General features: G+C 63.3%; 21 protein-coding genes. 12 read left to right on the top strand and 9 right to left on the bottom strand.

Going from position 1 to position 24,740, the window contains the following annotated elements:
* Positions 1–29 precede the first annotated feature (29 nt).
* The 12 genes from ACEN42_RS22665 (at position 30) to ACEN42_RS22610 (ending at position 13,348) form a co-directional block, all read left to right on the top strand.
* On the top strand, positions 30–2,144 hold the full coding sequence (locus tag ACEN42_RS22665) for a FimV/HubP family polar landmark protein (protein WP_371881562.1): 2,115 nt from the start codon (positions 30–32) through the stop codon (positions 2,142–2,144).
* Position 2,145: 1 nt separating this feature from the next.
* Positions 2,146–2,949, top strand: coding sequence for a tRNA pseudouridine(38-40) synthase TruA (truA, locus tag ACEN42_RS22660; RefSeq protein ID WP_371881561.1), 804 nt, complete (start codon positions 2,146–2,148; stop codon positions 2,947–2,949).
* Positions 2,946–3,614, top strand: coding sequence for a phosphoribosylanthranilate isomerase (locus ACEN42_RS22655; RefSeq protein WP_371881560.1), 669 nt, complete (start codon positions 2,946–2,948; stop codon positions 3,612–3,614). Before truA ends, ACEN42_RS22655 begins: the two co-directional genes overlap by 4 nt.
* 48 nt (positions 3,615–3,662) lie before the next feature.
* Complete coding sequence (gene trpB, locus ACEN42_RS22650; protein WP_035511199.1) at positions 3,663–4,856, top strand: tryptophan synthase subunit beta; 1,194 nt, start codon at positions 3,663–3,665, stop codon at positions 4,854–4,856.
* An 11-nt stretch (positions 4,857–4,867) separates the two neighbouring features.
* Positions 4,868–5,746: a site-specific DNA-methyltransferase gene (locus ACEN42_RS22645; RefSeq protein ID WP_371881559.1), complete on the top strand. Its 879-nt coding sequence runs from the start codon at positions 4,868–4,870 to the stop codon at positions 5,744–5,746.
* Positions 5,747–5,822: 76 nt separating this feature from the next.
* Complete coding sequence (gene trpA / locus ACEN42_RS22640; RefSeq protein WP_371881558.1) at positions 5,823–6,626, top strand: tryptophan synthase subunit alpha; 804 nt, start codon at positions 5,823–5,825, stop codon at positions 6,624–6,626.
* Positions 6,627–6,696: 70 nt separating this feature from the next.
* A complete protein-coding gene (accD, locus tag ACEN42_RS22635; RefSeq protein ID WP_035511203.1) occupies positions 6,697–7,569 on the top strand; it encodes an acetyl-CoA carboxylase, carboxyltransferase subunit beta in 873 nt (290 codons plus the stop codon).
* A gap of 75 nt (positions 7,570–7,644) precedes the next feature.
* Positions 7,645–8,955, top strand: coding sequence for a bifunctional tetrahydrofolate synthase/dihydrofolate synthase (folC, locus tag ACEN42_RS22630; protein WP_371881557.1), 1,311 nt, complete (start codon positions 7,645–7,647; stop codon positions 8,953–8,955).
* A 41-nt stretch (positions 8,956–8,996) separates the two neighbouring features.
* Positions 8,997–9,836, top strand: coding sequence for an SPOR domain-containing protein (locus ACEN42_RS22625; RefSeq protein WP_371881556.1), 840 nt, complete (start codon positions 8,997–8,999; stop codon positions 9,834–9,836).
* Positions 9,837–9,845: 9 nt separating this feature from the next.
* Positions 9,846–10,379 carry a CvpA family protein gene (locus ACEN42_RS22620; RefSeq protein WP_187605521.1) on the top strand — a complete coding sequence of 178 codons (534 nt, stop codon included), beginning with the start codon at positions 9,846–9,848 and terminating at the stop codon, positions 10,377–10,379.
* Between the two features lie 142 nt (positions 10,380–10,521).
* Positions 10,522–12,069 carry an amidophosphoribosyltransferase gene (gene purF, locus ACEN42_RS22615; RefSeq protein WP_187605522.1) on the top strand — a complete coding sequence of 516 codons (1,548 nt, stop codon included), beginning with the start codon at positions 10,522–10,524 and terminating at the stop codon, positions 12,067–12,069.
* Between the two features lie 88 nt (positions 12,070–12,157).
* Entirely contained in the window at positions 12,158–13,348 is a 1,191-nt protein-coding gene (locus tag ACEN42_RS22610) for an O-succinylhomoserine sulfhydrylase (RefSeq protein WP_371881555.1), read from the top strand.
* A 658-nt stretch (positions 13,349–14,006) separates the two neighbouring features.
* Here ACEN42_RS22610 and ACEN42_RS22605 read toward each other — a convergent pair.
* The 9 genes from ACEN42_RS22605 to ACEN42_RS22565 all read right to left on the bottom strand — a co-directional run bounded on the left by ACEN42_RS22605 (position 14,007) and on the right by ACEN42_RS22565 (position 24,627).
* Positions 14,007–14,780: an AraC family transcriptional regulator gene (locus ACEN42_RS22605; protein WP_371881554.1), complete on the bottom strand. Its 774-nt coding sequence runs from the start codon at positions 14,778–14,780 to the stop codon at positions 14,007–14,009.
* An 11-nt stretch (positions 14,781–14,791) separates the two neighbouring features.
* Positions 14,792–15,133, bottom strand: coding sequence for an FKBP-type peptidyl-prolyl cis-trans isomerase (locus ACEN42_RS22600; protein WP_035502329.1), 342 nt, complete (start codon positions 15,131–15,133; stop codon positions 14,792–14,794).
* A 96-nt stretch (positions 15,134–15,229) separates the two neighbouring features.
* Positions 15,230–16,645 (bottom strand): hypothetical protein, encoded by a 1,416-nt coding sequence (locus ACEN42_RS22595; RefSeq protein ID WP_187605525.1) that lies wholly within the window; start codon positions 16,643–16,645, stop codon positions 15,230–15,232.
* Between the two features lie 73 nt (positions 16,646–16,718).
* Positions 16,719–16,985 carry a zinc ribbon domain-containing protein gene (locus ACEN42_RS22590; RefSeq protein ID WP_222946501.1) on the bottom strand — a complete coding sequence of 89 codons (267 nt, stop codon included), beginning with the start codon at positions 16,983–16,985 and terminating at the stop codon, positions 16,719–16,721.
* A 182-nt stretch (positions 16,986–17,167) separates the two neighbouring features.
* A complete protein-coding gene (locus tag ACEN42_RS22585; protein ID WP_187605527.1) occupies positions 17,168–19,519 on the bottom strand; it encodes a polysaccharide biosynthesis tyrosine autokinase in 2,352 nt (783 codons plus the stop codon).
* Positions 19,520–20,014: 495 nt separating this feature from the next.
* Positions 20,015–21,100, bottom strand: coding sequence for a glycosyl hydrolase (locus tag ACEN42_RS22580; RefSeq protein WP_238214806.1), 1,086 nt, complete (start codon positions 21,098–21,100; stop codon positions 20,015–20,017).
* Between the two features lie 43 nt (positions 21,101–21,143).
* A complete protein-coding gene (locus tag ACEN42_RS22575) occupies positions 21,144–22,286 on the bottom strand; it encodes a glycosyltransferase (RefSeq protein WP_371881553.1) in 1,143 nt (380 codons plus the stop codon).
* Between the two features lie 100 nt (positions 22,287–22,386).
* Complete coding sequence (locus ACEN42_RS22570; protein WP_371881552.1) at positions 22,387–23,466, bottom strand: glycosyltransferase family 4 protein; 1,080 nt, start codon at positions 23,464–23,466, stop codon at positions 22,387–22,389.
* Positions 23,467–23,475: 9 nt separating this feature from the next.
* Positions 23,476–24,627, bottom strand: a complete 1,152-nt coding sequence (locus ACEN42_RS22565) for a glycosyltransferase (protein WP_371881551.1) — start codon at positions 24,625–24,627, stop codon at positions 23,476–23,478.
* Positions 24,628–24,740 lie beyond the last annotated feature (113 nt).

Below are 24,740 nucleotides of genomic sequence, written 5' to 3'. Positions count from 1 at the left end.
TTTCAATTTTTGCCGGACCCGGAGCCTCAATGATCCAACGACCACGCCGGTCTCTCCTTTCGTCATCGCGTGCGGCGTGCGCCGCGGCAAGTCTCGCGGTTTGCGCGATGTTCTGGGCGAATCCCGGCGATGCGCTCGCTCAGGCGAGCGGCGTCGCCCCCGCCCCGACGGGGCAGACATACGCGGTCAAGCCGGGGCAGTCGCTGAACGATGTCGTGAGCGAACTCACCGGATCGAAAGATCGCGACGTTCGCGCGAAGGCCGCGCGTGCGCTGTTCGACGCCAATCCGAACGCGTTCGGAAATCACGATATCAACAAGCTGAAGCTCGGCGCGGTGTTGAACGTGCCTGCCGATCTGATCGGTTCAGCGGCTTCCAGTGCTGCTTCGGCACCCGAGGCGCAACCGAATCCGCCTGCCGAGACGTCGGCGCCGGCGCAGGCATCGGAGAGCGCGAGCGCGATGGCGTCTGCTACCGCGCCTGCGTCGGCGGTCGAACCGCAGGCGAGCGCCACGTCGACGCAAGAGCATACGACGCCCGCGCCCGCATCGGCGACCGTCGCGCCCGCTAGCGAGCCCGCCCTGGCGGCCCCCGCGCCTGCCAGCGGCAGCGGAAGGAGCAGCCACGGCGTGGCAGCGGCGACTATCGGCCTTTCGCCATTCGTCATCGCCGCCGTGATCGCTGCGGTCGGCTTCCTGCTGCTCAGAATGCGCAGCGGCAAGAAGCGACGTGCCGCAGCAAGCAACGAAGGCGTCGATCGCACGTCTAGGACGTTCGCAAGTCTCGAGGAAGCCCAGGCCGACGCCGACGCGCGCAATGAAACGATACGCAAGGCGCGCGAGGCGTCGGCTGCGGCGTCGGCCGTCGCCCCTGAGAAGAAGTCATCCGAGCCCGGCCGGTCCGGGCTGGCCGCTGCCGCCGCGAGTATCGACAACGCCGATGCGACTCGTGCGCCCGCCGTTCCGTCCGACGATGAACTGCCGCCGACGACCGAGGCGAAGCCCGGGCCCGCTGTCGCGCCCGGCCAGGCGAACCGCGCTGCACAGGAAGCGCCGTTCGCGCCGGTTGCGCCCGCGGCACGCCATCCCGATTTCGTGCCGCCGGTCGGCGCCGCCGAAACGCAGGACCAGCACGACGAGCACGCGCGCGGGATCGCGGCGCGCGAAGCGGCGCGTCGTGAAGCCGAGAAATGGGAAAACGAGGAGCGCGAAGCCGCGGCGCGCCAGGCGGCCATACGCGAAGCCGAAGAGCGTGAGATTCGCGAACGCGAAGCCGCCGCGCGGGAAGCGCTCGCGCGCGAGTCGGCGGATCGTGAAGCCGGGAAGCGCGAAGCCGAGTTGCGTCAGGTGACCGAGCGCGAAGATCAGGCGCGCGAGGCCGCGGCTCGCGAAATCATCGCGCGCGAGGCCGAACTGCGCGAACTGCAGGCGCGCGCCGCCGAAGAGCAGGCCGCCGAGCAACGCGCCGCGGAGCAGCGCGACATCGAGGAACAGGCGGCGCGCGAAGCCGAAAAATCGGGTATCGCGCCGGACGAGGAGCCGGTGCTTGCGCATCGTTTTCCGATGCCGAAATTCCCTCAGGACGCGATTCAGGCGCTGGGCTCGCTCGAAATGGAACTGCCGCCGCGCATGGAACTGTTGATCAAGCCGCCCGGCGCGGCGGAGCCGGTAGCGGCGGCATCGTCGGTGGCGTCCGATGTGCCGCGCGAGTCGCGTCCCGCAGCCTTGCAGCCGCCGCCGACGGGTCCGCAGCCGATCGAGCCGGTGCCGTTCATTCCGCAGCCGATGGCGCAGCCGGATTCGGCGCGGCCTACGCAATCGCAAGCTCAGTCCGTGGCCTCGCAAATCGAGGCGGGAACGGCTGGCGCGGCCTCGGTCGCCGGTCTCGGCGCGACGCGATTCGGGCCGCTGAGCCTCGATTTCGATCTCGGGCGCGCGTCGAGCGCGACCGAGCCGATGCCCGCGCTGACGCCCGCGCAGCTGGCGACGATCGCGCGCAACAAGCTCGAACTCGCCGCCGAATACATCGAACTGGGCGATCTTTCGGGCGCACGCACGCTGTTGCAGGAAGTGATCGAATCGAACGATCCCGCGACACGTCAGCAGGCCGCTACGCTCCTGTCGACGCTCGCCCCGCATTCCTGAGATGCGCATCGCTTTAGGCATTCAGTACGACGGCTCGGCGTTTTGCGGCTGGCAGTCTCAGCCGCACGGCAAGACGGTGCAGAACGAACTGGAGCGCGCGCTCGCCGAATTCGCGCAGACGCCGCTCCCGACGGTCGTCGCCGGGCGCACGGACACGGGCGTGCATGGTCTCGGCCAGGTCGTCCATTTCGACACCGAGCTCGATCGCACCGACTTCTCGTGGGTGCGCGGCACGAACGCGTTTTTGCCCGATACCGTCGCCGTGCAATGGGCGAAGCCGATGCCCGACGGCTTCCACGCCCGCTTCGCGGCGTTCGAGCGCACCTACTTTTACGTCCTGTACGTCAATCCGGTGCGTTCACCGATGCTGGCGAAACGCGCGGGTTGGGTGCATACGCCGCTGGACGTCGACGCGATGCGCGATTCGATCGCGTGCCTGATCGGCGAGCACGATTTTTCGTCGTTCCGCGCGGCCGATTGCCAGTCGAAGACGCCGGTAAAGCATCTCTATCAGATCGACGTGCGCGAGCAGGGCGATTTCATCCACTTTCGCTTTCGCGCCAACGCGTTCCTGCATCACATGGTGCGCAATCTGATGGGATGCCTCGTCGCGATCGGACGCGGCCGTCATCCGGCTTCGTGGATGGCCGACGTCCTCGCCGCCCGCGATCGCCGTGTCGCCGCGCCGACCTTCATGCCGGACGGGCTGTATCTGGCCGAGGTCGGCTATCCTGAACACTTCGCGGTGCCGCCGCCGCATATCGCCAGCATGCCCTGGAGCGCCATTTGGGCAGAGCCGAAATGACCGAACGAGATTTGCATCGCACCCGCGTCAAGCTATGCGGACTATCGCGCGTCGAGGACGTGCAGCACGCCGTCGCGCTGGGCGCCGACGCCGTGGGCTTCGTGTTTTATCCGCCGAGTCCGCGCTCGGTGAGCGTCGCGCAGGCGGTGGAGCTGGCGCGGCACGTGCCGCCGCTGGTGTCGGCCGTGGGCCTCTTCGTCAATGCAACGCCCGAGTGGATTCGCGAAGTCACAGCGAGCGTACCGCTTTCGCTGCTGCAATTTCACGGCGACGAAACCCCCGAGCAATGCGAGGAACTCGCTGCGATTGCGGGTTTATCCTATTGGCGCGCGCTGCGAATTGGGGCTGATGCGGCGACAAGCCATTTGATAGAATCGTCAATCAAGTTCAAAGCCGCAGGCGGCCTTCTGCTCGACGCTCTCGTCGAGGGCTTCGGCGGCGGTGGAAAGGTATTCGATTGGTCACTTATCCCAACAGATCTCGGGCATCGGGCCGTTTTGAGTGGTGGGTTGAACGCGCAAAACGTCAGTGACGCCATTCGGCGGGTGCGCCCGTACGCGGTCGATGTCTCGAGCGGCATCGAAGTGCCGGGCGCCAAGGGCGTGAAGGATCCCGCCCGAATGGCGGCATTCGTACGCGCGGTGCGCGAAGCGGATGCCGGGTGATGTCGACGTGAGCCGCGCTGCCGGCCACGTAACCGAGAGAGTGACGTAATGTACAACTTGCCAGACGAAAGAGGCCACTTCGGCCAATATGGAGGCGTGTTCGTCTCCGAAACGCTCATCCACGCGCTCGATGAACTGCGCGTCGCGTATGAAGCGGCACAAAAAGATCCCGCATTTCTCGCCGAATACGAGTATGAGCTCAAGCATTACGTGGGCCGCCCGTCGCCGATCTATCACGCGAAGCGCTGGAGCGAGATGCTCGGAGGCGCGCAGCTTTATCTCAAGCGCGAGGATCTGAATCACACCGGCGCGCACAAGGTGAATAACGTGATCGGCCAGGCGCTGCTCGCTCGCAAGATGGGCAAGCCGCGCGTGATCGCGGAAACCGGCGCGGGCCAGCACGGCGTGGCGACGGCGACCATCGCCGCGCGCTTCGGCATGGAGTGCGTGGTTTATATGGGCGCGGAAGATGTGCGTCGGCAGGCGGCGAATGTGTATCGCATGAAGCTGCTCGGCGCGACGGTCGTTCCGGTCGAATCCGGCTCGAAAACGCTAAAGGATGCGCTCAACGAAGCCATGCGCGACTGGGTGACGAACGTCGAGAACACGTTCTACATCATCGGCACGGTGGCGGGACCGCATCCCTATCCGATGATGGTGCGTGACTTCCAGCGCGTGATCGGCGACGAATGCCGCGTGCAGATGCCCGAAATGGCCGGTCGTCAGCCCGATGCGGTCATTGCGTGCGTTGGCGGCGGATCGAATGCGATGGGTATCTTTTACCCGTATATCGACGACAAAGACGTCAAGCTGATCGGCGTCGAAGCCGCGGGCGACGGCATCGATACGGGCCGTCACGCGGCGTCGCTGATGGGCGGCAGTCCTGGCGTGCTGCACGGCAACCGGACGTATCTGCTGCAGGATGACAACGGTCAGATCATCGAGACGCATTCGATATCGGCGGGACTCGACTATCCGGGCGTCGGCCCCGAGCACGCGTGGCTGAAGGACGTCGGACGCGCGGAGTACGTCGGCATCACGGACGACGAAGCGCTCAAGGCGTTCCACGACTGCTGTCGTATCGAGGGCATCATCCCGGCGCTCGAGTCGAGCCACGCGCTTGCCTACGGCGCGAAGCTCGCCAAGACGCTGCCGCGCGACAAGGTGCTGCTCGTGAATCTGTCGGGCCGGGGCGACAAGGACATGCATACGGTCGCCGAGCGATCGGGCATCCAGTTCTGAGCCGCTGACCGATGCGCACCGTTATCGACGAGCCCTTGTCCGTCGGCGCTCTTCAGGGCGCCGGCAGCGACATTCGCAACCGCGATTTTCTGGCCGATGCCGAACACATTCCCGATGCGTCGATCGATCTGATCGTCGCGGACCCGCCCTATGGTCTGGGCAAGGACTACGGGAACGATTCGGACATGCTGTCCGGCGACGCTTTTCTGGAGTGGACGTATCGCTGGCTCGATCTGGCGATGCCGAAACTCAAGCCGAGCGGCTCGCTGTACATCTTCTGCACCTGGCAATACTCGCCCGAGCTGTTCGTGTTCCTGAAGCGCCGCCTTTTGATGATCAACGAGATCGTCTGGGACCGGCGCGTGCCGAGCATGGGCGGAACGACGCGTAAATTTACGTCAGTGCACGATAACATCGGTTATTTCGCGGTATCGAAGGATTACTACTTCGATCTCGATCCGGTGCGCATCCCCTACGACGCAGAGACGAAAAAGGCGCGCTCACGCAAGATTTTCGAGGGCAGCAAGTGGCTCGAACTTGGCTATAACCCGAAGGATGTCTGGTCCGTCTCGCGTCTGCATCGGCAGCACGCGGAGCGGGTGGATCATCCGACGCAAAAGCCGCTGGAAATCGTCGAGCGCATGGTGCTTGCGAGTTGTCCGCCGGGCGGCCGCGTGCTCGATCCGTTCATGGGCAGCGGCACGACGGCGGTTGCTTGCGCGCGCCACGACCGCCAGTTCATTGGCTACGAGATCAACGCGGATTACTGCGCGATCGCGGAAAATCGCATCGCTGAAGCCCGCGCCGCGCGACTGAAGCCAGCGGAGCCGGTCCGCTCGCGCCGCAAAGCGCTCGTGACAGCCGATGCCGCCGCACAAGCCGCCGAATAGCGTCTTTTTCGTCGCTAATCGCGTCAGATGACTACCGAAGCATCTGACGCCAACGAATCCGATCAAGAGAACTCCCATGTCCCGTATCAAGAATACTTTTGCGGCATTGGCCGCGCAGGGCAAAAAAGGGCTGATTCCGTTTATCACCGCGGGCGACCCGAACCCCGAGCAAACCGTGGAGTTCATGCACGCGCTGGCGAAAGGCGGCGCGGACGTCATCGAGCTCGGCGTGCCGTTTTCCGATCCGATGGCCGACGGCCCCGTGATCCAGCGTTCGTCCGAGCGCGCGCTCGCACGCGGCGTGACGCTCAAAAGCGTGCTCGCCGATGTCAAACGCTTCCGACAGACCGACGACAAGACGCCAGTCGTGCTGATGGGCTACGCGAATCCGATCGAGCGCATGGGCGCCGACGCCTTCGCGAAAGCCGCGCAGGAATCGGGCGTCGACGGCGTGCTGGTGGTCGATTACCCGCCCGAGGAAGCGGAAAGCTTCGGTGCGACGATGCGCGCGGCCGGCATCGATCCGATCTTTCTGCTCGCGCCGACATCGACGGACGAGCGCGTCGCGGCAGTCGGCAAGATCGCGAGCGGCTATGTCTACTACGTATCGCTGAAAGGCGTGACCGGCGCGGCAAATCTGGACGTTTCCAGCATCGCGAGTAAAATCCCGGCCATCAAGTCGCATGTGCCTCTGCCGGTGGGCGTAGGTTTCGGCATTCGCGACGCCCAAACCGCACGCGCCGTCGCCGATGTCGCGGACGCCGTCGTCATCGGCAGCCGCCTCGTGCAGTTGCTCGAGGAGGCGAAGCCGGATGCCGCGGCCGCATCGCTGACGAGCTTCATCGCCGAAATTCGTCAGGCGCTCGACGCCGCACAGTAAAATACGCGCCGCCGCGGGCCGTCCGATCCGGACGTGCGCCGCGCGGCGACCGATCAGTCAAGGAAAAACGATGAGCTGGCTCGACAAACTGCTGCCGCCGAAGATCAAGCAAACCGATCCCAAAAGCCGTAAGGGCATCCCCGAGGGGCTCTGGGTGAAGTGTCCGTCGTGCGAGGCGGTGCTGTATCGCAACGACGTCGAGGCGAATCTGCATGTTTGCCCGAAGTGCAGCCATCACATGCGCATCGGCGCGCGCGAACGGCTCGACCGCCTGCTCGATCCGGAAGGCCGCTACGAAATCGGCCAGGAAGTCGTGCCGGTCGATGCGCTCAAGTTCAAGGACAGCCGCAAGTATCCGGATCGCATCAAGGAAGCGATGGAGGATACCGACGAAACCGACGCGATGGTCGTCATGGGCGGCGCGATCCACACGATTCCGTGCGTCGTCGCGTGCTTCGAGTTCTCGTTCATGGGCGGCTCGATGGGCTCGGTGGTCGGCGAGCGCTTCGTGCGCGGCGCGCGCAATGCGATCGAGCAGAACGTGCCGTTCATCTGCTTCACGGCGTCCGGCGGCGCGCGCATGCAGGAAAGCCTGCTTTCGCTGATGCAGATGGCCAAGACCACCGCGCTCCTGACCCGACTGTCCGATGCGAAGCTGCCCTTCATTTCCGTGCTGACCGACCCGACGATGGGCGGCGTGTCGGCGAGCTTCGCCTTTCTCGGTGACGTCGTGATCGGCGAGCCGAAAGCGCTGATCGGCTTCGCCGGCCCGCGCGTGATCGAACAGACCGTGCGCGAAAAGTTGCCGGAAGGCTTCCAGCGCGCCGAATTCCTGCTGCAGAAAGGCGCGATCGACATGATCGTGGATCGCCGCAAGATGCGTGAAGAACTCGCCCAATTGATGGCGCTGATGACGCGGCAACCCGCCGATTCCGTCGCCTGAGTTGCTGATATGCAGCGCTGCGCCGTGCGAGAGCCCTGAGGTTCCGCGCGGCGTTTTGCTTTACCGATCTCGAAAATGAACACTTTCTCCACCCTCGACGCCTGGCTCGCTCATCTGGAAGCAGCGCATCCGGTCGGCATCGATATGGGTCTTGCGCGCATCGGCAAGGTGAAGGACGCGCTCGGCCTGCACTTCGATTGCCCGGTCATCACCGTCGGCGGCACGAACGGCAAGGGCTCGACGTGCGCGATCATCGAAACGATCCTGCTGCGCGCGGGTTATCGCGTCGGCTGCCACACCTCGCCGCATCTGCTTTCGTTCAACGAGCGTGCGCGCATCGGCGGCGCCGAGGCCAGCGATGCCGATCTGCTCGAACATTTCGAGGCGGTGGAAAAGGCGCGCGCGAGCCTGCCCGAGCCGGTTTCGCTGACCTACTTCGAATTCACGACGCTCGCGATCCTGCATCTCTTCGCATCGCGCGGGCTCGACGCGGTGATTCTTGAAGTGGGCCTGGGCGGGCGTCTGGACGCGGTGAATATCGTCGATACGGACTGCGCGGTGATCACGAGCATCGACATCGACCATACGGATTATCTCGGCGACACGCGCGAGAAAATCGGCTTCGAGAAAGCGGGCATCTTCCGCGCGGGCAAGCCTGCCGTGTGCGGCGACCCGTCCCCGCCGCAGAGCCTGATCGATCATGCTCAGGCGATCGGCGCGGATCTGTGGCTCGTCGGACGCGATTTCCGCTACGAAGCGCAGCCCGGCAACGAGCGCCAGCAATGGAGCTATCTCGGCCGTGAGCAGCGTCGTCCGGCGCTGGCGTACCCCGCGCTGCGCGGCGCGAATCAGCTGATCAACACCGCGGCGGCGCTGGCCGCGCTCGAATCGTTGCGCGGGCGCCTGCCCGTTTCCGCTCAGGATATCCGCCTCGGGCTCGCCAACGTCGAACTGCCAGGCCGTTTTCAGGTACTGCCGGGGAAGCCGCAAATCATTCTCGACGTCGCGCATAATCCTCACGCTGCCGCCGTTTTGTCCCAGAATCTCGGCAATATGGGCTACTTTCCGTACACTTACGCGGTGTTCGGCGCGATGGGCGACAAAGACATCGAAGGCGTCGTGAAGCAGTTGAAGGGCGAGATCGACCACTGGAATCTCGCCGCGCTACCCACGCCGCGCGCCGCGTCGACCGAGCAACTCGAACACGCGTTGCGCGACGCCGGTGTCAACGAGGGCCCCGACAGCAGCGTTTGTCGATTTGAGACGCCGGCCCTGGCTTTTCAAGATGCGCTAAGGCGGGCGTCTGAAAATGATAGAATTTTGGTCTTCGGCAGTTTCTACACGGTAGCGGGCGTCATGGCCTACCGTCGCACGCAGCATAACTAGCAGCATCATCCAGACGGTCGGCCGTCGGCACCAAGCGATACATGGGACTCTTTTCGTTCGGCAAGAAAGACGACTCCGGTCGCGACGCATATTCCGATTCCTCGCGCGGTTCGCGTCAGACGGTCCGTACCGAGCGCCGCACGCGCCGTTCGGAGCGTACGGGCGCCGACGCGATGATGCTCGATCCCACGCTGCCCGAGAAACAGCGCGCGCGCCGCAGGCTCGTCGGCGCGATCGCGCTGGTGCTGGCCGCCGTCATCGTCCTGCCGATGGTGCTGGATTCGCGCCCGAAGCCCGTCACCAATGACATTTCCATCGATATTCCCAACCGCCCCGCGCCTGCCGCGAAGCAGTCGCGCGACGCGAACGACGCGGACACGCAAGCCGGCGTCGCGCATGACGCGCCTGCGGGCGCGTCGGGCAGTGTGGCCGCTGGCGTGACGCAACCGCAGCCCGCCGCACCCGCCACGGCACAAGCGAAGCCTGAACCGGCGGAACAGCCGAAGCCCGAAGCGAAGCCGTCGAAGCCTGCCGCTGTCGCGAGCCAGAACGCAAAGCAGGCCGCGGAGGCCTCCGAAGAAGCTAATGCGAACACCGCCGCCAACGCGGCGGCGGGCGCGGCGAACACGCCGTCGTCGCCGGCGGGCAGCCGGTTCGTGCTGCAAATCGGCCAGTTCGACGACGAAACCGCCGCGCAGAACTGGGTCAACAAGTTGAAGTCGGCGGGTGTGCCCGCATATCTCGAACATCGCAAGCAGTCGGATGGCGCCACCAAATCGCTATTGCGCGCGGGTCCGTTCCCGGATCGCGCGTCGGCGCAGGCGGCGCTCGTGAAGGTGCGTCAGGCCGGCCTGGGCGGCGGCACCCGGGCATCGAACTAAGCAGATTCGATGTTCACCGCTTTCGACTACGGCGTGATGGCTGTGATTGGCTTGTCGGCGCTGCGCGGCATGTGGCGCGGCCTGCTGGCCGAGGCGTTCGGTCTGGTCGGCTGGGTGGCCGCCATTCTGATCGCCGGACGCTTCGTCGGACTCGTCGTGCCCTATATTCCGTCGACATGGCCCGGCGGCGCGCTCACGCAATGGCTCGTGGCGTTCGTGCTGGTGGTCGCGGCGGTGCTGCTCATATCGAGCGTGCTGTCGGCGCTTCTGACGCGCATCACCGAAGTGACCGGCCTGCGCGGCGTCGATCGCTCGTTGGGCTTGCTGTTCGGCCTCGTGAGAGGGGCTATATTGGTAGTGGTTCTGGTCGCCCTGGCTGGCTTGACCGAACTGCCGGAAAAGGATTTTTGGCGCAATGCGCTGCTGCGGCCGATGGCCGAGCAAGGCGTGCGCGAATTGAAACCGCTGCTCCCCGATACGCTCGCCGCGTATGTGCACGTCGCTCCCGAACCGAGCGGCCTGGCGCCAAACGCCGCACAATAGACGAACGGCCAGCTACACGAGGGACACGCGACGGCTCGATGACGCTTCGGCCGGCCTCGTTACGGCCGAATTTCGAGAGAAGCGTCGATGAGATCCGGGCCACGCCTTGTCTACCCGTTTCGACTCTTTGAAGGACCATGCCATGTGCGGCATCGTAGGTGTAGTTTCCCAGACTCCCGTCAATCAGCTGATCTATGACAGCCTGCTCCTGCTCCAGCATCGCGGACAGGACGCGGCGGGCATCGCCACGGCGAACGGCAACAACTTCCACATGCATAAGGCCAACGGCATGGTGCGCGACGTGTTCCGCACGCGCAACATGCGCAGCCTGCCGGGCAACGTGGGCATCGGCCAGGTGCGTTATCCGACCGCCGGTTCGGCGTCGAGCGAGGAAGAAGCACAGCCGTTCTACGTGAACGCGCCGTTCGGCATCATCCTCGCGCATAACGGCAACCTCACGAACTGGATGCAGCTGAAGGACGAGATGTTCCGCATCGACCGCCGGCACATCAACACCGCATCCGACACCGAAGTGCTCCTCAACGTGTTCGCGCACGAACTGCAGCTCGCGAGCTCGGGCCTTCAGCTCGACGCCACCGCGCTGTTCAGGGCCGTTGCGGGCGTGCATCGCCGCGTGAAGGGTTCGTATGCGATCGTCTCGCTGATCGCGGGCTACGGGCTCGTGGCGTTCCGCGATCCGTTCGGCATCCGCCCGCTCGTGCTCGGCAAGCAGGAAACGGCGACGGGCGTCGAATGGATGGTCGCGTCGGAGTCGGTGGCGATCGAAGGCATCGGCTTCGAGTTCGTGCGCGATGTCGAGCCGGGCGAAGCGATTTTCATCGACGCCGAGGGCAATCTGCACAGCCATCAATGCGCCGAGAAGCCCGCGCTCAACCCTTGCATCTTCGAGCTCGTATATCTCGCGCGTCCCGACTCGTGCCTCGATGGCGTGCCGGTCTACAACGCGCGTCTGCGCATGGGCGATTACCTCGCCGAGAAGATCAAGCGCGTGCTGCCCGATGTGCCGATCGACGTCGTGATGCCGATTCCCGATTCCTCGCGCCCCGCAGCGATGCAGGTCGCTGCGAAGCTCGGCGTCGAGTACCGCGAGGGCTTCTTCAAGAACCGCTACGTGGGCCGCACCTTCATCATGCCGGGCCAGGCGGTGCGCAAGAAGTCGGTGCGCCAGAAGCTGAACGCGATGGGCATCGAGTTCAAGGGCAAGAACGTGCTGATCGTCGACGATTCCATCGTGCGCGGCACGACCTCGCATGAAATCGTGCAGATGGCCCGCGATGCCGGCGCGAACAAGGTGATCTTCGCGTCCGCCGCGCCGCCGGTGAAGTTCCCGAACGTGTACGGCATCGACATGCCGACGCGCGGCGAACTCGTCGCGCACGGTCGCAGCGACGAGGAAGTCGCGCGCATGATCGGCGCGGACTATCTCGTCTATCAGGACGTGGAAGACCTGAAGAACGCGATCCGCGACATCAACCCGGCGCTGAAGGAATTCGAGGCTTCATGCTTCGACGGCAACTACATCACCGGCGACGTGACGACCGATTATCTCGATCGCATCGAGACGGCGCGTCTTGCGCCGCAATCGCAGTCGGACCGTGACGCGGCGAGCGAAGCGCAGGAAGGCGGCATGACGCGCTCACAGTTGCATCTGCAGCTATCGGTCGAGTAAGTCTTCAGCGCTTCACAAGAGCCCGCTTCGTCTGCAAGGACCAAGCGGGCTTTTTTGCGTCGCGGGCCTTGAAACAAGGGAGAAAAGCATGGACGACAACCTGAACTTCGATACGCTCGCCGTGCGCGCCGGCACCTTGCGCAGCGAATTCAACGAGCATGCCGAGGCGCTCTTTCTCACGTCGAGCTTCTGCTTTTCGAGCGCGGCGGAGGCGGCCGAGCGCTTCAAGAATTCCGAAGAAGCGTACACGTATTCACGCTTCACCAATCCGACCGTCACGATGTTCCAGAACCGTCTCGCCGCGCTCGAAGGCGGCGAAGCCTGCATGGCGACGGCATCGGGCATGTCGGCGATATTGTCCGTCGTGATGGCATCGATGCAGCAGGGCGATCACATCGTCAGTTCGAAGAGCCTGTTCGGATCGACGATCGGCATGTTCACGCAGATCTTCCCGAAGTTCGGCATCACGACGACGTTCGTCGATCCGACGAAGCCCGGCGAATGGCAGGCGGCCGTGAAGCCCGAGACGAAGATGTTCTTTCTGGAGACGCCGTCGAATCCGCTGACGGAGATCGCGGACATCGAGGCGATTGCGAAGATCGCGAAGCATAACGGCGCGATCTTCGTCGTCGATAACTGCTTTTGCAGTCCGGCATTGCAACAGCCGCTGAAACTCGGCGCGGACGTTGTGATGCATTCGGCCACGAAGTTTCTCGACGGTCAGGGCCGCGTGCTCGGCGGCGCGCTCGTCGGCTCGAAGCGCTTCATCATGGAGACGGTGTTTCCGTTCGTGCGCAGCGCCGGTCCGACGATGTCGGCGTTCAACGCATGGGTGCTGTTGAAGGGGATGGAGACGCTCGCGCTTCGCGTCGAGAAACAGTCGGCGAATGCGCTGGAGATCGCGCGCTGGCTCGAAGCGCATCCGGCGGTGAATCGCGTGTTTTATCCGGGGCTCGAATCGCATCCGCAGCATGCGATCGCGAAGAAGCAGCAGAAGGCGGGTGGTGCGATCGTATCGTTCGAATTGAAGGGCGACACGCAGGAGCAGCAGCGCGCGAACGCATGGCGCGTGATCGATGGCACGAAGCTGTGCTCGATCACCGGGAATCTCGGCGATACGCGTACGACGATCACGCATCCTTCTACGACGACGCACGGGCGTCTTGCAGTGGAGGTGCGGGAAGCCGCGGGCATTTTTGAAGGGCTGATTCGGCTTGCTGTCGGGCTTGAGGATCCTCGGGATGTGCGCGCCGATTTGGCGCGGGGGTTGGGTTTGTAGAGTCGATCGATGGGGGGTTTCGCCGGATCCCGTGTTCGTGTCGGTTTATTAGCACTGCCCCTCCCCGGGGCGGGGGTCACTTTCTTTGCTGCTGCAAAGAAAGTAACCAAAGAAAGCAGCTCGTTTAAGCCCGCGGTCACACGCAGTTTGGCCATGCTTGCCAGCCGTCGATGGCACTCGCCTAAGTGTCGCCCTCACAGGCCTAACCGGGCTTGGCTCGCGCACGGTCTGACGCGCTAGTTGTTTTAGGGCGCTGGTTCAGCACCAAATAGCTTCGGCACAGCGCTACGCGCTGCCGTTGGGTATGCGAGGGCACCCATCGAAGAAGAAGCCCGCGCAAACCCGATTGACCCATCGGCCGCGAAGCGGGCCGGAGCTATTTGGTGCTGAACCAGTTTGTTCTGTGGTGCGATGTGTCAGACCGTGCGCGGTCCAAGCCCCGTGAGACCTTCGAGGGCACTCGCTATAGCCGGGCCATTAGGCCAATCGCCTGTGCCGCGGCCGGTGTGAAGTGCTTAGGCTGGGGATAGCTGTTTCTTTGGTTACTTTCTTTGCAGCAGCAAAGAAAGTGACTGCCGCCCCGCACAGGGGCAGTGCTAATAGACCGACATGAAATCGGGATCCGGCAAAAAACCAAAACATCTGCCAAAAAACCAACCTAACCGCCGCGCAACGACCTGAACCCACCATTCCGCCACTGCCCTGGCGAAATGCCGAACCGTTTAGAAAACGCATGCGTGAACGCACTTTGATCGGCGAACCCGACATCGAGCGCGATATCGATAAGCGTCGCACGAGGATCGGCGAGCAAGGTCAACGCGGTATCGAGCCGCAGACGATGTAAGTACCGATGCGGCGTCTCGCCAAACGCCTCATTGAAGAGCTGATGAAAGCGCCGCATGCCGAAGCCGCAATGCGCGGCGAGATCGGCGATACGCAGCGGCTCCGACAGATGCAGACGCAACCATCGATCGATGCGCGCGAAATCGAGCCCACGCATCATGTCGACGGAATCGTCGGTATCGTGCATCAGCGCGCCGCACAGATGCGCGGCGGCCTGCCATGCGAAGCGCTCGGAGAAGTGCGCAGCGCCGTTCGCGCGATGAGCAACCTCGGCGACTGCCTGCGTGACGCGCGGATCGATCGTGACCGCGCGCGCCCGCTCGAAATAACGTTCAGGCACCGCGACAGACGTGGCGGGCAGATCGAGCACGAGCTGGCGATTGTCGCCGTCGGCCCAGTAGTCGTGGCGCGCGCCCGCCGGGATGATCCACGCGCCGCTGCAATCGATGCGCGCGCCGTTGCCATCGACGGCCATCTCCATCGACCCGTCGAGGCCGAGCACGATCTGATGAAAGTCGTGCACGTCCGACGCTTGCGCCGCCTCATAGCGGCGCAGCGACACGGCGGGTCGTTGAAGCGGCGCGCTCATGCTTTCGTCGCTCAGACGTCCAGCAGTTCCACTTCGAACACGAGCGTCGCGTTCGGCGGAATCACGCCGCCCGCGCCACGCGCGCCGTAGCCGAGTTGCGGCGGAATCGTGAGACGGCGCACGCCGCCCACCTTCATGCCCTGCACGCCTTCGTCCCAGCCCTTGATGACCATGCCGCCGCCCAGCACGAAGGCGAACGGGTCGTTGCGGTCCTTGCTCGAATCGAACTTCTGGCCGTCCGTGAGCCAGCCCGTATAGTGCACGCTGACCGTCTTGCCCGCGACGGCTTCAGCGCCCTCGCCAACGGTGACGTCTTCGTATTTGAGACCGGAATCGGTCGTGACAATCGACATGGTTGCTCCCTGGTTGCCCGGCCATCGCCGATGGAGGGCCGGTGGTCGAAACCAACATTGTAGAACGTCGCAGGAAGCGGAGCCGGGCTTAGGCGATCAGAGATGCCGGCCGCGCGGGCCGAAGCGCGAGCCGATGCGCGGCCCGATCTCGGGCCTCACGTGCCTGCCGATCGCGGTGCCGATCGACGCGCCGTCCTGCGCATCGTGCATCGCGGCGGCAGCGGCCTTGTCGCCGACCTGCTGCCTCGCGATCTTGAGCGCGCGCACGCGCACGTACGCCATCGCGACCAGCGTCCAGGGCGCAAGATAGGCAAACTCGGGCACGGACACCATCATCATCGTCCAGGTCGCGGCGCAGCACTGGCGCAGCGCCATGCCGCGCGGGTCCCAGTCGAGCTTGAACGCCGGGTAAAGCATCAGCGAGCTGATGAATACCGTGCCGACGATGCCCGTATTGACGAGCAGCGTCGAGAACAGATCGGTCGAGCGGATATAGCCGAAGCCGATGCCGAAGATCTGATTGAGCGGCGACGCATTGAACCACAGCCGCATCGATTCGAGGAACAGCAGCGAGCGGTCCGAGCCCGACTCGGTTTTCTGTTCGAGCTTGTCCACCACCATCTGCTTGAAGAGATCGGCGATGTAATCCTGCAGGAGATACGCGATCACGCACAGCACGAAGAGGCCGATCAGCGCCTTGACCGGATTGATGCCGAGCTTGCGCACGCGAATGAGCGAATACACCGCATAACCGATCAGCACCGTCGACGACGTGGTCATGAGCAGCGACAGGCCGATCACCCATACCGGCCAGCGCACGCGCGACGTCGCGTTGAAGTAGACCCAGAACGGAAAGATGGACATCGCGTACATCGACGGCTCGCCGGTGAGCGCCTTCAGGCGCTGGATCGGAATGCCCTTGATGTCGATCTGCTGGAACGAACTGCCGTTCACCGTGCCGTCCGAGCGCACGATGCCCTTGCCGAACTGATCGCCGAACGCGCGGTTCGAGACGAAATCGCCCGGCTGGCCCGTGACGATGTAATAGGCCACTTCGAACATGCCGTACAGCGCGAACAGCGTGACGGCGGCGAGAATCCACTGGTCCCACGTCGGCTTGTAGTAGTGGTACACATAAGCCGCATAGAGCACGACCGCCGACACGTAGATGGACTGCGTGAACATGCTCTTGCGCATGATGAAGGTGAAGGGATCCTTGTCGTCGACGAGCACGATCTTGCTGAAGTCGGGATCGAAGGGCGCCATCATGTCGGCGAGTTGCGACGTGCAGACCATCAGCAGCCACACGAGGATCGCCGCGCCCACGAAGTGCATCCAGCTCTTGCGCGCGCGTCCGCCGAACAGCAGCACGAGCGGCACGGAAAGGAAGCACATCAGATAGCCGATCGTCGTGCCTTGAATCGACGGCATGACGAGGAACGACGTCACCGGCATCGCGAAGGCCCAGATTCGGTAGTACAGGTCGGTCAGCGCCGCTTTTTCTTTCATCATCGAAGGTTGGATGGGCCCGTTTCAAACGGGCTGTCGATCGTTATGAATGTCGGTGCGAACCACGCTCCGTGGGTCATGCACGGCGCCGGAATGTCGCCAGCATGGCCAGCAGAATCACGAGCATCGAACGCGAGGGCAGGTCTGTCGTTTCTGCGAGCCGAACCTCTTCGACAACCGGGATGGGCGTCTGAACGGGCACGGGCTCCGGCGCCGGCAAGGGCTCAGCCTTGCGCACGCGATGAAAATCGCAATGCGGACACACGTTCATGCCCACGGCCACCTGCCTGCGGCAGCGCGGGCATTGCACGAGCCGATTCCTGAAGGAAAAAGGTCCGCTCATATGCGTCTCTCTAATCGACCCGGTTGACGGCGCGAGCGCGTCGAAGCCTTCGAATCTACCCTCGCGGACAAGACGTATGAACAATCGAACACGTCCCACGGCCAGCGTTACAACGCAATGCGCCGCGTGACGGGCACGCGGCGCGATGCCTTCAACCTCTACGCTTCATTATGCGCGCGCCGTTAATGCGCCGACTTGAACGAACTCGTATATGCCGCGGCATAACCATAACTGCGACGATTGCTCGGGCGTCGCGGAATTGCATTGAACACCGAGCCGACGAGCCTGCCGCCCGAACGCTGCACCTTCTTCACGGTTTCCTCGATCTCTTCCTCGCTCTGGATGCCCGAGCGCAGCACGAGCACCGTCGAACCCGCGTCGCTCGCAACGATCGCCGCATCGGTCACGACGAGGAACGGCGGTGTATCGAGGATCACGAGGTCGAACTGATCGCTCATGCGCGCAAGCATGTTGCGAAAGCCCGGCATCATCAGCAGCTCGGAGGGATTCTCCGGATAGCCGCCGCACGACATGAACGACAGCCCCGGCACGCCGACATAGCGGATCGCGTCGCCGAGCGCCAGTTCGCCCTTGAGCACTTCCGAGAGCCCGCCAGGATTCGACTGCTTGAAGAACGACGCGATATGGCCGCGCCGCATGTCGCCGTCGATCAGCAGCACGCGCAGGCCGATCTCCGCGAGCAGCACCGACAGATTCGCCGCGACGAAGCTCTTGCCCGCCGACGGAATCGGGCCCGTCAGCATCACGATGTTGTTCGGCGCATTGGCGAGATCGCGATACAACTCGGTGCGCACGGCGCGCAGCGCCTCGATCGCCGGATCGTGCGGGAAGCGCGTGGCGAGCACGCGGGCATCGCGATCCGTGTCGGCGACGTGCGGCATGGCGAACGCGTCGTGCTCCGGCAGATGAACATAGGGCAGCGCCTTCGGTGGACCACTGTTCTGCGCCCCGGAGTAAGTGAGCGGCGCATGTTCGACCGGCGATACGGCGATCTCGTGATCGAGCATGGCCTGCTGCCGGCTGTACAGCACTTCGCCCAGCACGGGCACCGACAGACGGCGCTCGACGAACATCGGATCGGTGACGCCGATCATCGCGTGGCGGCGCAGGAAGATGAAGAACGTGCCGATGAAGAAGCCGAGGCCCGTGCCCGCGGCGATCACCAGCGACTTGTGCGGTTTAACCGGACGATACGGGCGCAGCGCGTTATCGACGATATGCGCGCCGCCGCTCGTGCTCGCGCGCCGCACGGAAAGCTCCTGCGCCTTGTTCACCATGCCCATGTAAATGGTTTCGGCCACGCGCGCGTCACGCGTGAGGGTCGCGTTCTGGCGTTCCGAAGCGGGCATGCTGTCGAAGCGCTGCTGAATCTGCTTGTTCGATGCCTCCAGCTCAGAGATCTGCTGATTCAGATTGACCACTTGCGGGCTGCTCGGCTGGAAGCGCTGCAAGGCTTGCGTGCGCTGCAGCTTGAGCGTCGCCAGTTGCTGCATCGATACGATGCTGCCTTGCAGATACGCCTGCGCTTCGTTGAGCGGTTGCACCGACTGCGATTTGGAACGGAACGAGCTCAGGTTGCCCTCGGCGCGCCGCAGATCGCTTTCGAGGCGCGGCAGTTCTCCGCGGATGAATTCGAGCGTCTTCGTGTCGTTCGCCTGGCGCGCCTGAACGGCCGCGGTCAGATACGCCTGGCCGAGCGCGTTCGCGACATCGGCGGTCAGCGCGGGATCGTCGGCGTTGAAGGTGATCTGCACGACGCCCGTGTCTTTCGCGGACTCGGCCACCTTCATCGACTTCTTCATGAGCGCGATTGCATCGAGCGTATTGAGGCGCGTCACGTCGAAGTGCACGCCCGGATGGCCGAGCGCGCTGTTGACGAGAATCGACACGCCGTTCGCCGATGCCGGACGGCCGATCGTGCCGCGCAGAAGCATCGCGCCATCGGGATCGCGCAACTCGTACTGGTTGTTGTCGAGCAGAACGAGATCGAGCTTTTGGTCTTCGAGCGAGGGCGGCACGTCGAGGCGGCCGATCTGCAGCGATTCGCCGCCCCAGCCATACGAATCGAGACCGAACCACGCGGGAGACAGATGTCCCTTCTTCGCAAAGATATCCGCGATCTGGCCGAGCACGGGGAACGTGGTCGGCTTGACCTTGATGTCGAAGTGGAACTGCTTCACGACGGGTTCGAGCACCGAGCGGCTTTGCATCACGGAGATTTCCGCGGGCGCGAGCTGGTTGACCGTCGGCTGAGACTGCTGCATCTGCATCTGGTTTTGCGGCGCGATGCCGAGCGCGTTCGGATCGGGTGGATCCACGCGCACGACGACGTCCGAAGAATAGATGGGCGTGGCAAGAAATGCATACGCGGTCGCGAGCGCGGCCGTGATCCCGATGAACAGGAACAGGATGCCAAGGTGATCGCGCAGGAGCCTGAGCATGTCGCTCGCGGTGAATTCACCGTCGTCCTTGCCGGGGCGCGAAGATCCGGAGTTCACATAGAGGGTGTTCAAAGGCGCCGTCCTCAGTTCGATAAGTTGACCGTTGTTTCCCGGGCCGAGAAAAACAGAGAGCCCGCGCGGCATGTCCGCGGTACGTCTAGCGTGTTGTTGATCCGGCCTATGGCCGTCGGAACTTCCAGACTAAAGACGCGAGAGGCTCTGAAAAGCGGGCGAAGCACATGTTGCTTCGAGGTCGCATGACGAAGCACGTCGGCTCGTCGGAGTGCGATATCTGCCAGGAGCACACTCCGTGCCTCGGCATCGCGCCTCAAGATTCGGCGGATGAAACTCGCGAATCCCGTTACGAATCGCTTGCTGTCAAACGATACGGTAAGTCTGGAAAATAAAGCGTCAAGGCTATCTTCCGGGTCCAAACTGCACGCGTCTGTTGAGTAGCGAACATAACGGGCACGGTAAGGGCGGGTACGCCACTTGCGCCCCCGCTCTTTCGCGCGATAATTTGCGGTTTCGCCCATGCTTTATTTGTCGTACCAAAGTGTGTATCTCTTACGGCATCGGGTTGGCCTTGATGAAATCCCGCACGGTATCGAAGCGCGATTTGCGCGTTTTACCGTCGTCCTGGATCACACCGTAGTTGCCATCGCCGCCGTAGCGCTGGTCGTCATATAGCTCGTACAAGGTCACGTTCTGTATGTTGTAGGTCTTCGCGAGCGACACGAATCCCTTCAATGCATCCTTGCCGACGAGATAGCCGGCCGGGTCCGCGTGGGTCGGCCGCACGCCGTACTCGGTGATCCAGATGGGCTTGCCGTAGCTGTCGCGCAGGCGTTCGAGCACGTTGACCTTCTTGTCGCCGGCCGCCGTGATCGATCCCATGTTCGAATACCAGTGCCACGCGGTGATGTCCCAGTGGGGAATGGGATGACCGCGCGTGCCGTCGGGCTGCGTGCCCGCATACAGCATGTCGGTGAAGCCGTAATGCAGCCAGCTGAACGATGTCAGCAGGATCTTCGCGTCCGGATTCGTTTCGCGTATGCCTTTGATCAGACCGAGGATCGAGCCGCGCGCTTTCATGAACTTCGCGTTGTCGTAGTCCTGCGGATGCTCGCCGCTGCGGTCCGAGCCGAGTATCGTCCAGTTGTCGTACTCGTTGCCGACCTGATAGTACGTAACGAGGCCCTTCAGTACGCGCCCCGCCGTCTTCCCTAAAGCATAGCCGCGCTCGAAGGTTTCCTGCTCGTTTGCGCGCTTTTCCGGCTCGAAGGGCGTAACGAGCGCGAGCACGCCGACGCACTGTTTCGCCGCCGCGCGCGCGAAATCCGCGACCATGTGAGCGCTTTGCTCGCTCGATACATCTTGCGCGTACATCGTGACGCCGAGATCGCGAAGCTGTGAAATCTGCAAGGCGTAGTCGCTCATGCCGTACGCGCCGTGATGTTCCAGATGCCCCGCGATACCGTAGAACACGCCTTTCGATCCATTGCCGCAAGCGATTTTCGGTGACGCGACGTTCGCGGCGTGCTCCGCGGAGTTCGCCGAATGACTGCTGTGATACGCGTCGGATGTGCCGCCGCGCGCGTAGATCAGCACCGATGCGCAGCAAAGCGCACCGAACAGGGATATGGCAGCCACCAAAGTTCGCATCGATGTTCGGCCCTCGAAAAAGTGCGCGCTGTCATTCGATCAGCACATTGGAATGTCGCGGCGTGGACTGAGCGCCCATGTCGCGCAGGGCGCTCTCGTGCAGCAAGACGTTTTGCGCCTGCTCGTCGAATGCTTCGCGCGAGAAGCGATGCCTGAATGCGCGTGCGAGCGCGGCGAGCGGAAGATCACGCGCTGCGAAGATGCGTTCGACGAATGCATCGTGATCATGCGCGGGAAAAAGCAGCGCATCGGGCAGATATGAATCGAGGCCCGACACACGCGATACGACGATCGGCCGTTGCGCGAGCACCGCTTCGATCATCACGAGCGGCACGCCTTCATATGCGGAAGGCAGCACGAGCGCATCGCTCGCGACGATCCAGGGAAGCACGTCCTTCTGCGGCCCGACCATGCGCACGCACGCGGACAGCGCCGGGCTCGCGTCGATCATGGCTTGCAGGCGCGCCGCATCCGGTCCTTCGCCGACGATCAGCACGAGCGTACGTGCGAATGCATCGGCGTGACGCTCGATGGCCTGCATCAGAAAGTCTTGACGCTTCTGTTTGAAGTTGATCCGGCCGATATGCGCGATGATCGTCGTGCCGTCGTCGGGCAAGCCGAGCGAGGCGCGCGCGGCTTCTTTCGTGAGCGTCGTGCGGCTGAAGCGGTCGTCGACATAGTTTTCGAGGACCATCGCGCGCGCATTGGGCGCGAGCGCCTTCAGCTTGCCGCGCAAATGATCGTTCAGCGTGACGTACTCGTGCGGCGCGCGATACAGCGCGCGCTTGACGAGCCATTTGATCTTGCCGGGACCGCCCGCGTTCGCGGGAGCATCGTCGACGAGCGGCAGATAGCTTACCGCCGTGGTGCGCGCCTGGCGCGCGGCGAAGAGTCCCGCGAGACCGGAAGCGATCGTGCCTTGCGCAATGAGCAGCTTGTTCAGCCGCAGCGCGCGCAGTTTCGCCGCGGTCGCGCGGACCGTGCGCCACAGTGCGAAGACATTGCCGCGTATCGATTCCGCCGTATGCGGAAGCCCGATCGTCTTCACTTTCGGATGCGCGTTCGCCAGGTCGCTGACATAGCGATACAGCGGCTCGTTCGCGGTCGGCACGAGGATATGCAAAGTCTTCACATGAGTGCTCGCGATGAGCGCAAGCATGAACCGTTTAAGCATCTTTTCGTGGCCGCCGTTGATACCCGAGTCACAATAAATTCCCAACTTCACCAGCTCTTTCCCCCTCGAAATGCGTCTGTATTCGTAGCGCCGCTTGCTCTCACGGCTTGTCGATGAACTGCATCAGCAGGCGGGCGCTCTCCGTCCAGCGGAAGCGCTCGGCGTGCGCGAGGCCGCGACGTTTGAGGTCTTCGCTCAATTCAGGCGAAGCCAGCAGTTCGCGCAACTTGCTTGAAATATCTTCGACAGAGTAGGGATCGCAATAGATCGATGCGTCGCCGCATGTCTCCGGCAATGCGGCCGCACGCCCGACGAGCGTCGGGCAGCCGTTGCGCATCGCTTCCAGCGGTGGAATGCCGAAGCCTTCGTAAATTGAAGGATAGAGGAAGCATGCGGCGCGCTGGTAGAGCGCTCTCAGCTTTTCATCGCTGACATAGCCCGCCTGCTTGATGTTCGGCGCGCTTGACAGATCATGTGCCTTGCCGAAGATCGCGGCATTCTTCATACCCACGATCACGAGATCGATCGAAGGATCGTTCAGACGCATGAATGCTTCGACGAGGCGCTTGAAGTTCTTCGTCGGATTCATGCTGCTCACGGCAAGCACGTAACGGCGGTTCGTGAGAATCAGTTCTTCGATCACGGATGCATCGGGCATGATGTGATCGAGATGATCGGCTGCGAGCGGCACCACGCCGATGCGCTCGGCAGGCACGCCGACATGATGCGCGAGCCGGTCGCGCGAGAACTTCGAATTGGTCAGCACGCAACTCGACGTGCGCGCGAGGATCCAGAACATCACGTGATACCAGGTGCGAAACTTCCACGAGAAGTGCGCGGGTGTATCGAACACCGCGGCATCGTGCATATAGATGATCTGGTTCGCGCGAAAGATGGAGCCCGAGTTCGAGAGATTCACGATACGCGAGCGCCCGGCGAAGAGCGGCAACACGATCTGTTCCCAGAAGACGCCCTTGCCGAAGCCGAGCTTCACGGTCTCGACACCTTGCACGGGATCGAGTCCGCTTTGCGGCGGCACCGCGAGCGTCACATGGGAGCCTTGCGGCAATTGCACGAGCGCGGCGACGAGTTCGCGCGCGACGCGTTGCACGCCCGTGGTCTTCTGGCTCGTGAAGCGTCCGTTATAGACGAGCTTGTTGCTGGCGATGGATGTGTCCATATCAGGGCGTCAGAACTGTGAATCGGAGCTGGTTTCATAGGCGATCTCATCGGCATCGAGCGGCGCGCGCGCGTGCTTGACGGAGTCGAACTCGTACATCGAAAGCCATTGACGGAAGATCGCGTCCATCGAAAAGCGCTTGCTCGCGGATGCCCTGGCCTCGGCGCCCATGCGTGCGCGCAGCGCCGAGTCGTCGCGCAATAACGCGATGTACTTGGCCATATCTTCCACGTTCGATGCGACGAAGCCCGTCACGCCATGCTGAACGGCATCGCGATTGCCCACGACATCGGTCACGACGGCGGGAATGCCCGCGACCTGCGCCTCGATGAGCGCGATAGGCATGCCTTCCCATCGCGATGTCTGCACGTATATATCGAGCCCTGACGTGAGTTCGAGCGCGCGATCGCGCGTGACCCAGCCGCTGCACGCTACGGCGTCTTTAGGCGTTCCCGCGGGCAACTCGTCTTCATTGCCGCCGATCCACAGGAAGCGGACGGACGCGTCGCGCAGTTCGGTCGCGAGCTTCACGAAGGCCTCATGATTCTTTTGAAACATGGCGCGGCCGCTCATGCCGATAAGAATCCCGCCGGCGCTCTTATCGATGCGCGGCGGAATCTCCGGCACGTTCACGCCGTTCTCGATCATGCGTGCGCGACGCGCGCGCATCTTCGTTTCGATCTCCGCAAGCTCGCTCTTCGAACATGCGACGATGGTCCCGCCCAGTCGCGCGGCGATGCGCTCGAAGCTCAGATAAGCGAACTGCTTCGCGGGCGATACATCACGCCGCAGGAACGCGAGGCCATGCGGCGAATAGAACACGCGTGCGCGTGGCGCTGCGATGCGCGCGGCGGCACGTCCCAGCACGCCCGCCTTCGACGAATGCAGATGAATCACGGACGGATCGCACTCCTTCAGCTTGCGGGCCAGGTTCCACAGGCTGCTCAGATCGTTCTTCATGCTCACTTCGCGGAACATGCTGACGTAGGTTAGCTTTACCGCAGGATGAAAGAGCTTCGCGAAGTTATTCGGTGTTTCCTGCCGGATCGAATGAAGGATCGTTACGCCGACACCGGCCGCCGCCGCGCGGTTCGATAGCTGGGTCAGCATGGACAGCACACCGCCGCCGAAGGCCTCGGTGATATGGACGATCTCTTTCATATTCAACTCTTCGATTGGCGTCTCGCCGAGCACCCGCGGCAATACGCAATGTGAAGGAATGGCCTAATCGTTATGGAAAGATGACGCGACACACTCGCTTGGGGCGAACGCAT

This window comes from Caballeronia sp. S22, assembly GCF_964261745.1.
Classification (GTDB): domain Bacteria; phylum Pseudomonadota; class Gammaproteobacteria; order Burkholderiales; family Burkholderiaceae; genus Caballeronia; species Caballeronia jiangsuensis.
This window is presented reverse-complemented; position numbering and strand designations above follow the sequence as displayed.

Coding starts and splice junctions, on each gene's coding strand:
- ACEN42_RS22665 (WP_371881562.1), top strand. CDS start 30: ATGATCCAACGACCACGCCGGTCTCTCCTTTCGTCATCGCGTGCGGCG.
- truA (WP_371881561.1), top strand. CDS start 2,146: ATGCGCATCGCTTTAGGCATTCAGTACGACGGCTCGGCGTTTTGCGGC.
- ACEN42_RS22655 (WP_371881560.1), top strand. CDS start 2,946: ATGACCGAACGAGATTTGCATCGCACCCGCGTCAAGCTATGCGGACTA.
- trpB (WP_035511199.1), top strand. CDS start 3,663: ATGTACAACTTGCCAGACGAAAGAGGCCACTTCGGCCAATATGGAGGC.
- ACEN42_RS22645 (WP_371881559.1), top strand. CDS start 4,868: ATGCGCACCGTTATCGACGAGCCCTTGTCCGTCGGCGCTCTTCAGGGC.
- trpA (WP_371881558.1), top strand. CDS start 5,823: ATGTCCCGTATCAAGAATACTTTTGCGGCATTGGCCGCGCAGGGCAAA.
- accD (WP_035511203.1), top strand. CDS start 6,697: ATGAGCTGGCTCGACAAACTGCTGCCGCCGAAGATCAAGCAAACCGAT.
- folC (WP_371881557.1), top strand. CDS start 7,645: ATGAACACTTTCTCCACCCTCGACGCCTGGCTCGCTCATCTGGAAGCA.
- ACEN42_RS22625 (WP_371881556.1), top strand. CDS start 8,997: ATGGGACTCTTTTCGTTCGGCAAGAAAGACGACTCCGGTCGCGACGCA.
- ACEN42_RS22620 (WP_187605521.1), top strand. CDS start 9,846: ATGTTCACCGCTTTCGACTACGGCGTGATGGCTGTGATTGGCTTGTCG.
- purF (WP_187605522.1), top strand. CDS start 10,522: ATGTGCGGCATCGTAGGTGTAGTTTCCCAGACTCCCGTCAATCAGCTG.
- ACEN42_RS22610 (WP_371881555.1), top strand. CDS start 12,158: ATGGACGACAACCTGAACTTCGATACGCTCGCCGTGCGCGCCGGCACC.
- ACEN42_RS22605 (WP_371881554.1), bottom strand. CDS start 14,780: ATGAGCGCGCCGCTTCAACGACCCGCCGTGTCGCTGCGCCGCTATGAG.
- ACEN42_RS22600 (WP_035502329.1), bottom strand. CDS start 15,133: ATGTCGATTGTCACGACCGATTCCGGTCTCAAATACGAAGACGTCACC.
- ACEN42_RS22595 (WP_187605525.1), bottom strand. CDS start 16,645: ATGATGAAAGAAAAAGCGGCGCTGACCGACCTGTACTACCGAATCTGG.
- ACEN42_RS22590 (WP_222946501.1), bottom strand. CDS start 16,985: ATGAGCGGACCTTTTTCCTTCAGGAATCGGCTCGTGCAATGCCCGCGC.
- ACEN42_RS22575 (WP_371881553.1), bottom strand. CDS start 22,286: ATGCTTAAACGGTTCATGCTTGCGCTCATCGCGAGCACTCATGTGAAG.
- ACEN42_RS22570 (WP_371881552.1), bottom strand. CDS start 23,466: ATGGACACATCCATCGCCAGCAACAAGCTCGTCTATAACGGACGCTTC.
- ACEN42_RS22565 (WP_371881551.1), bottom strand. CDS start 24,627: ATGAAAGAGATCGTCCATATCACCGAGGCCTTCGGCGGCGGTGTGCTG.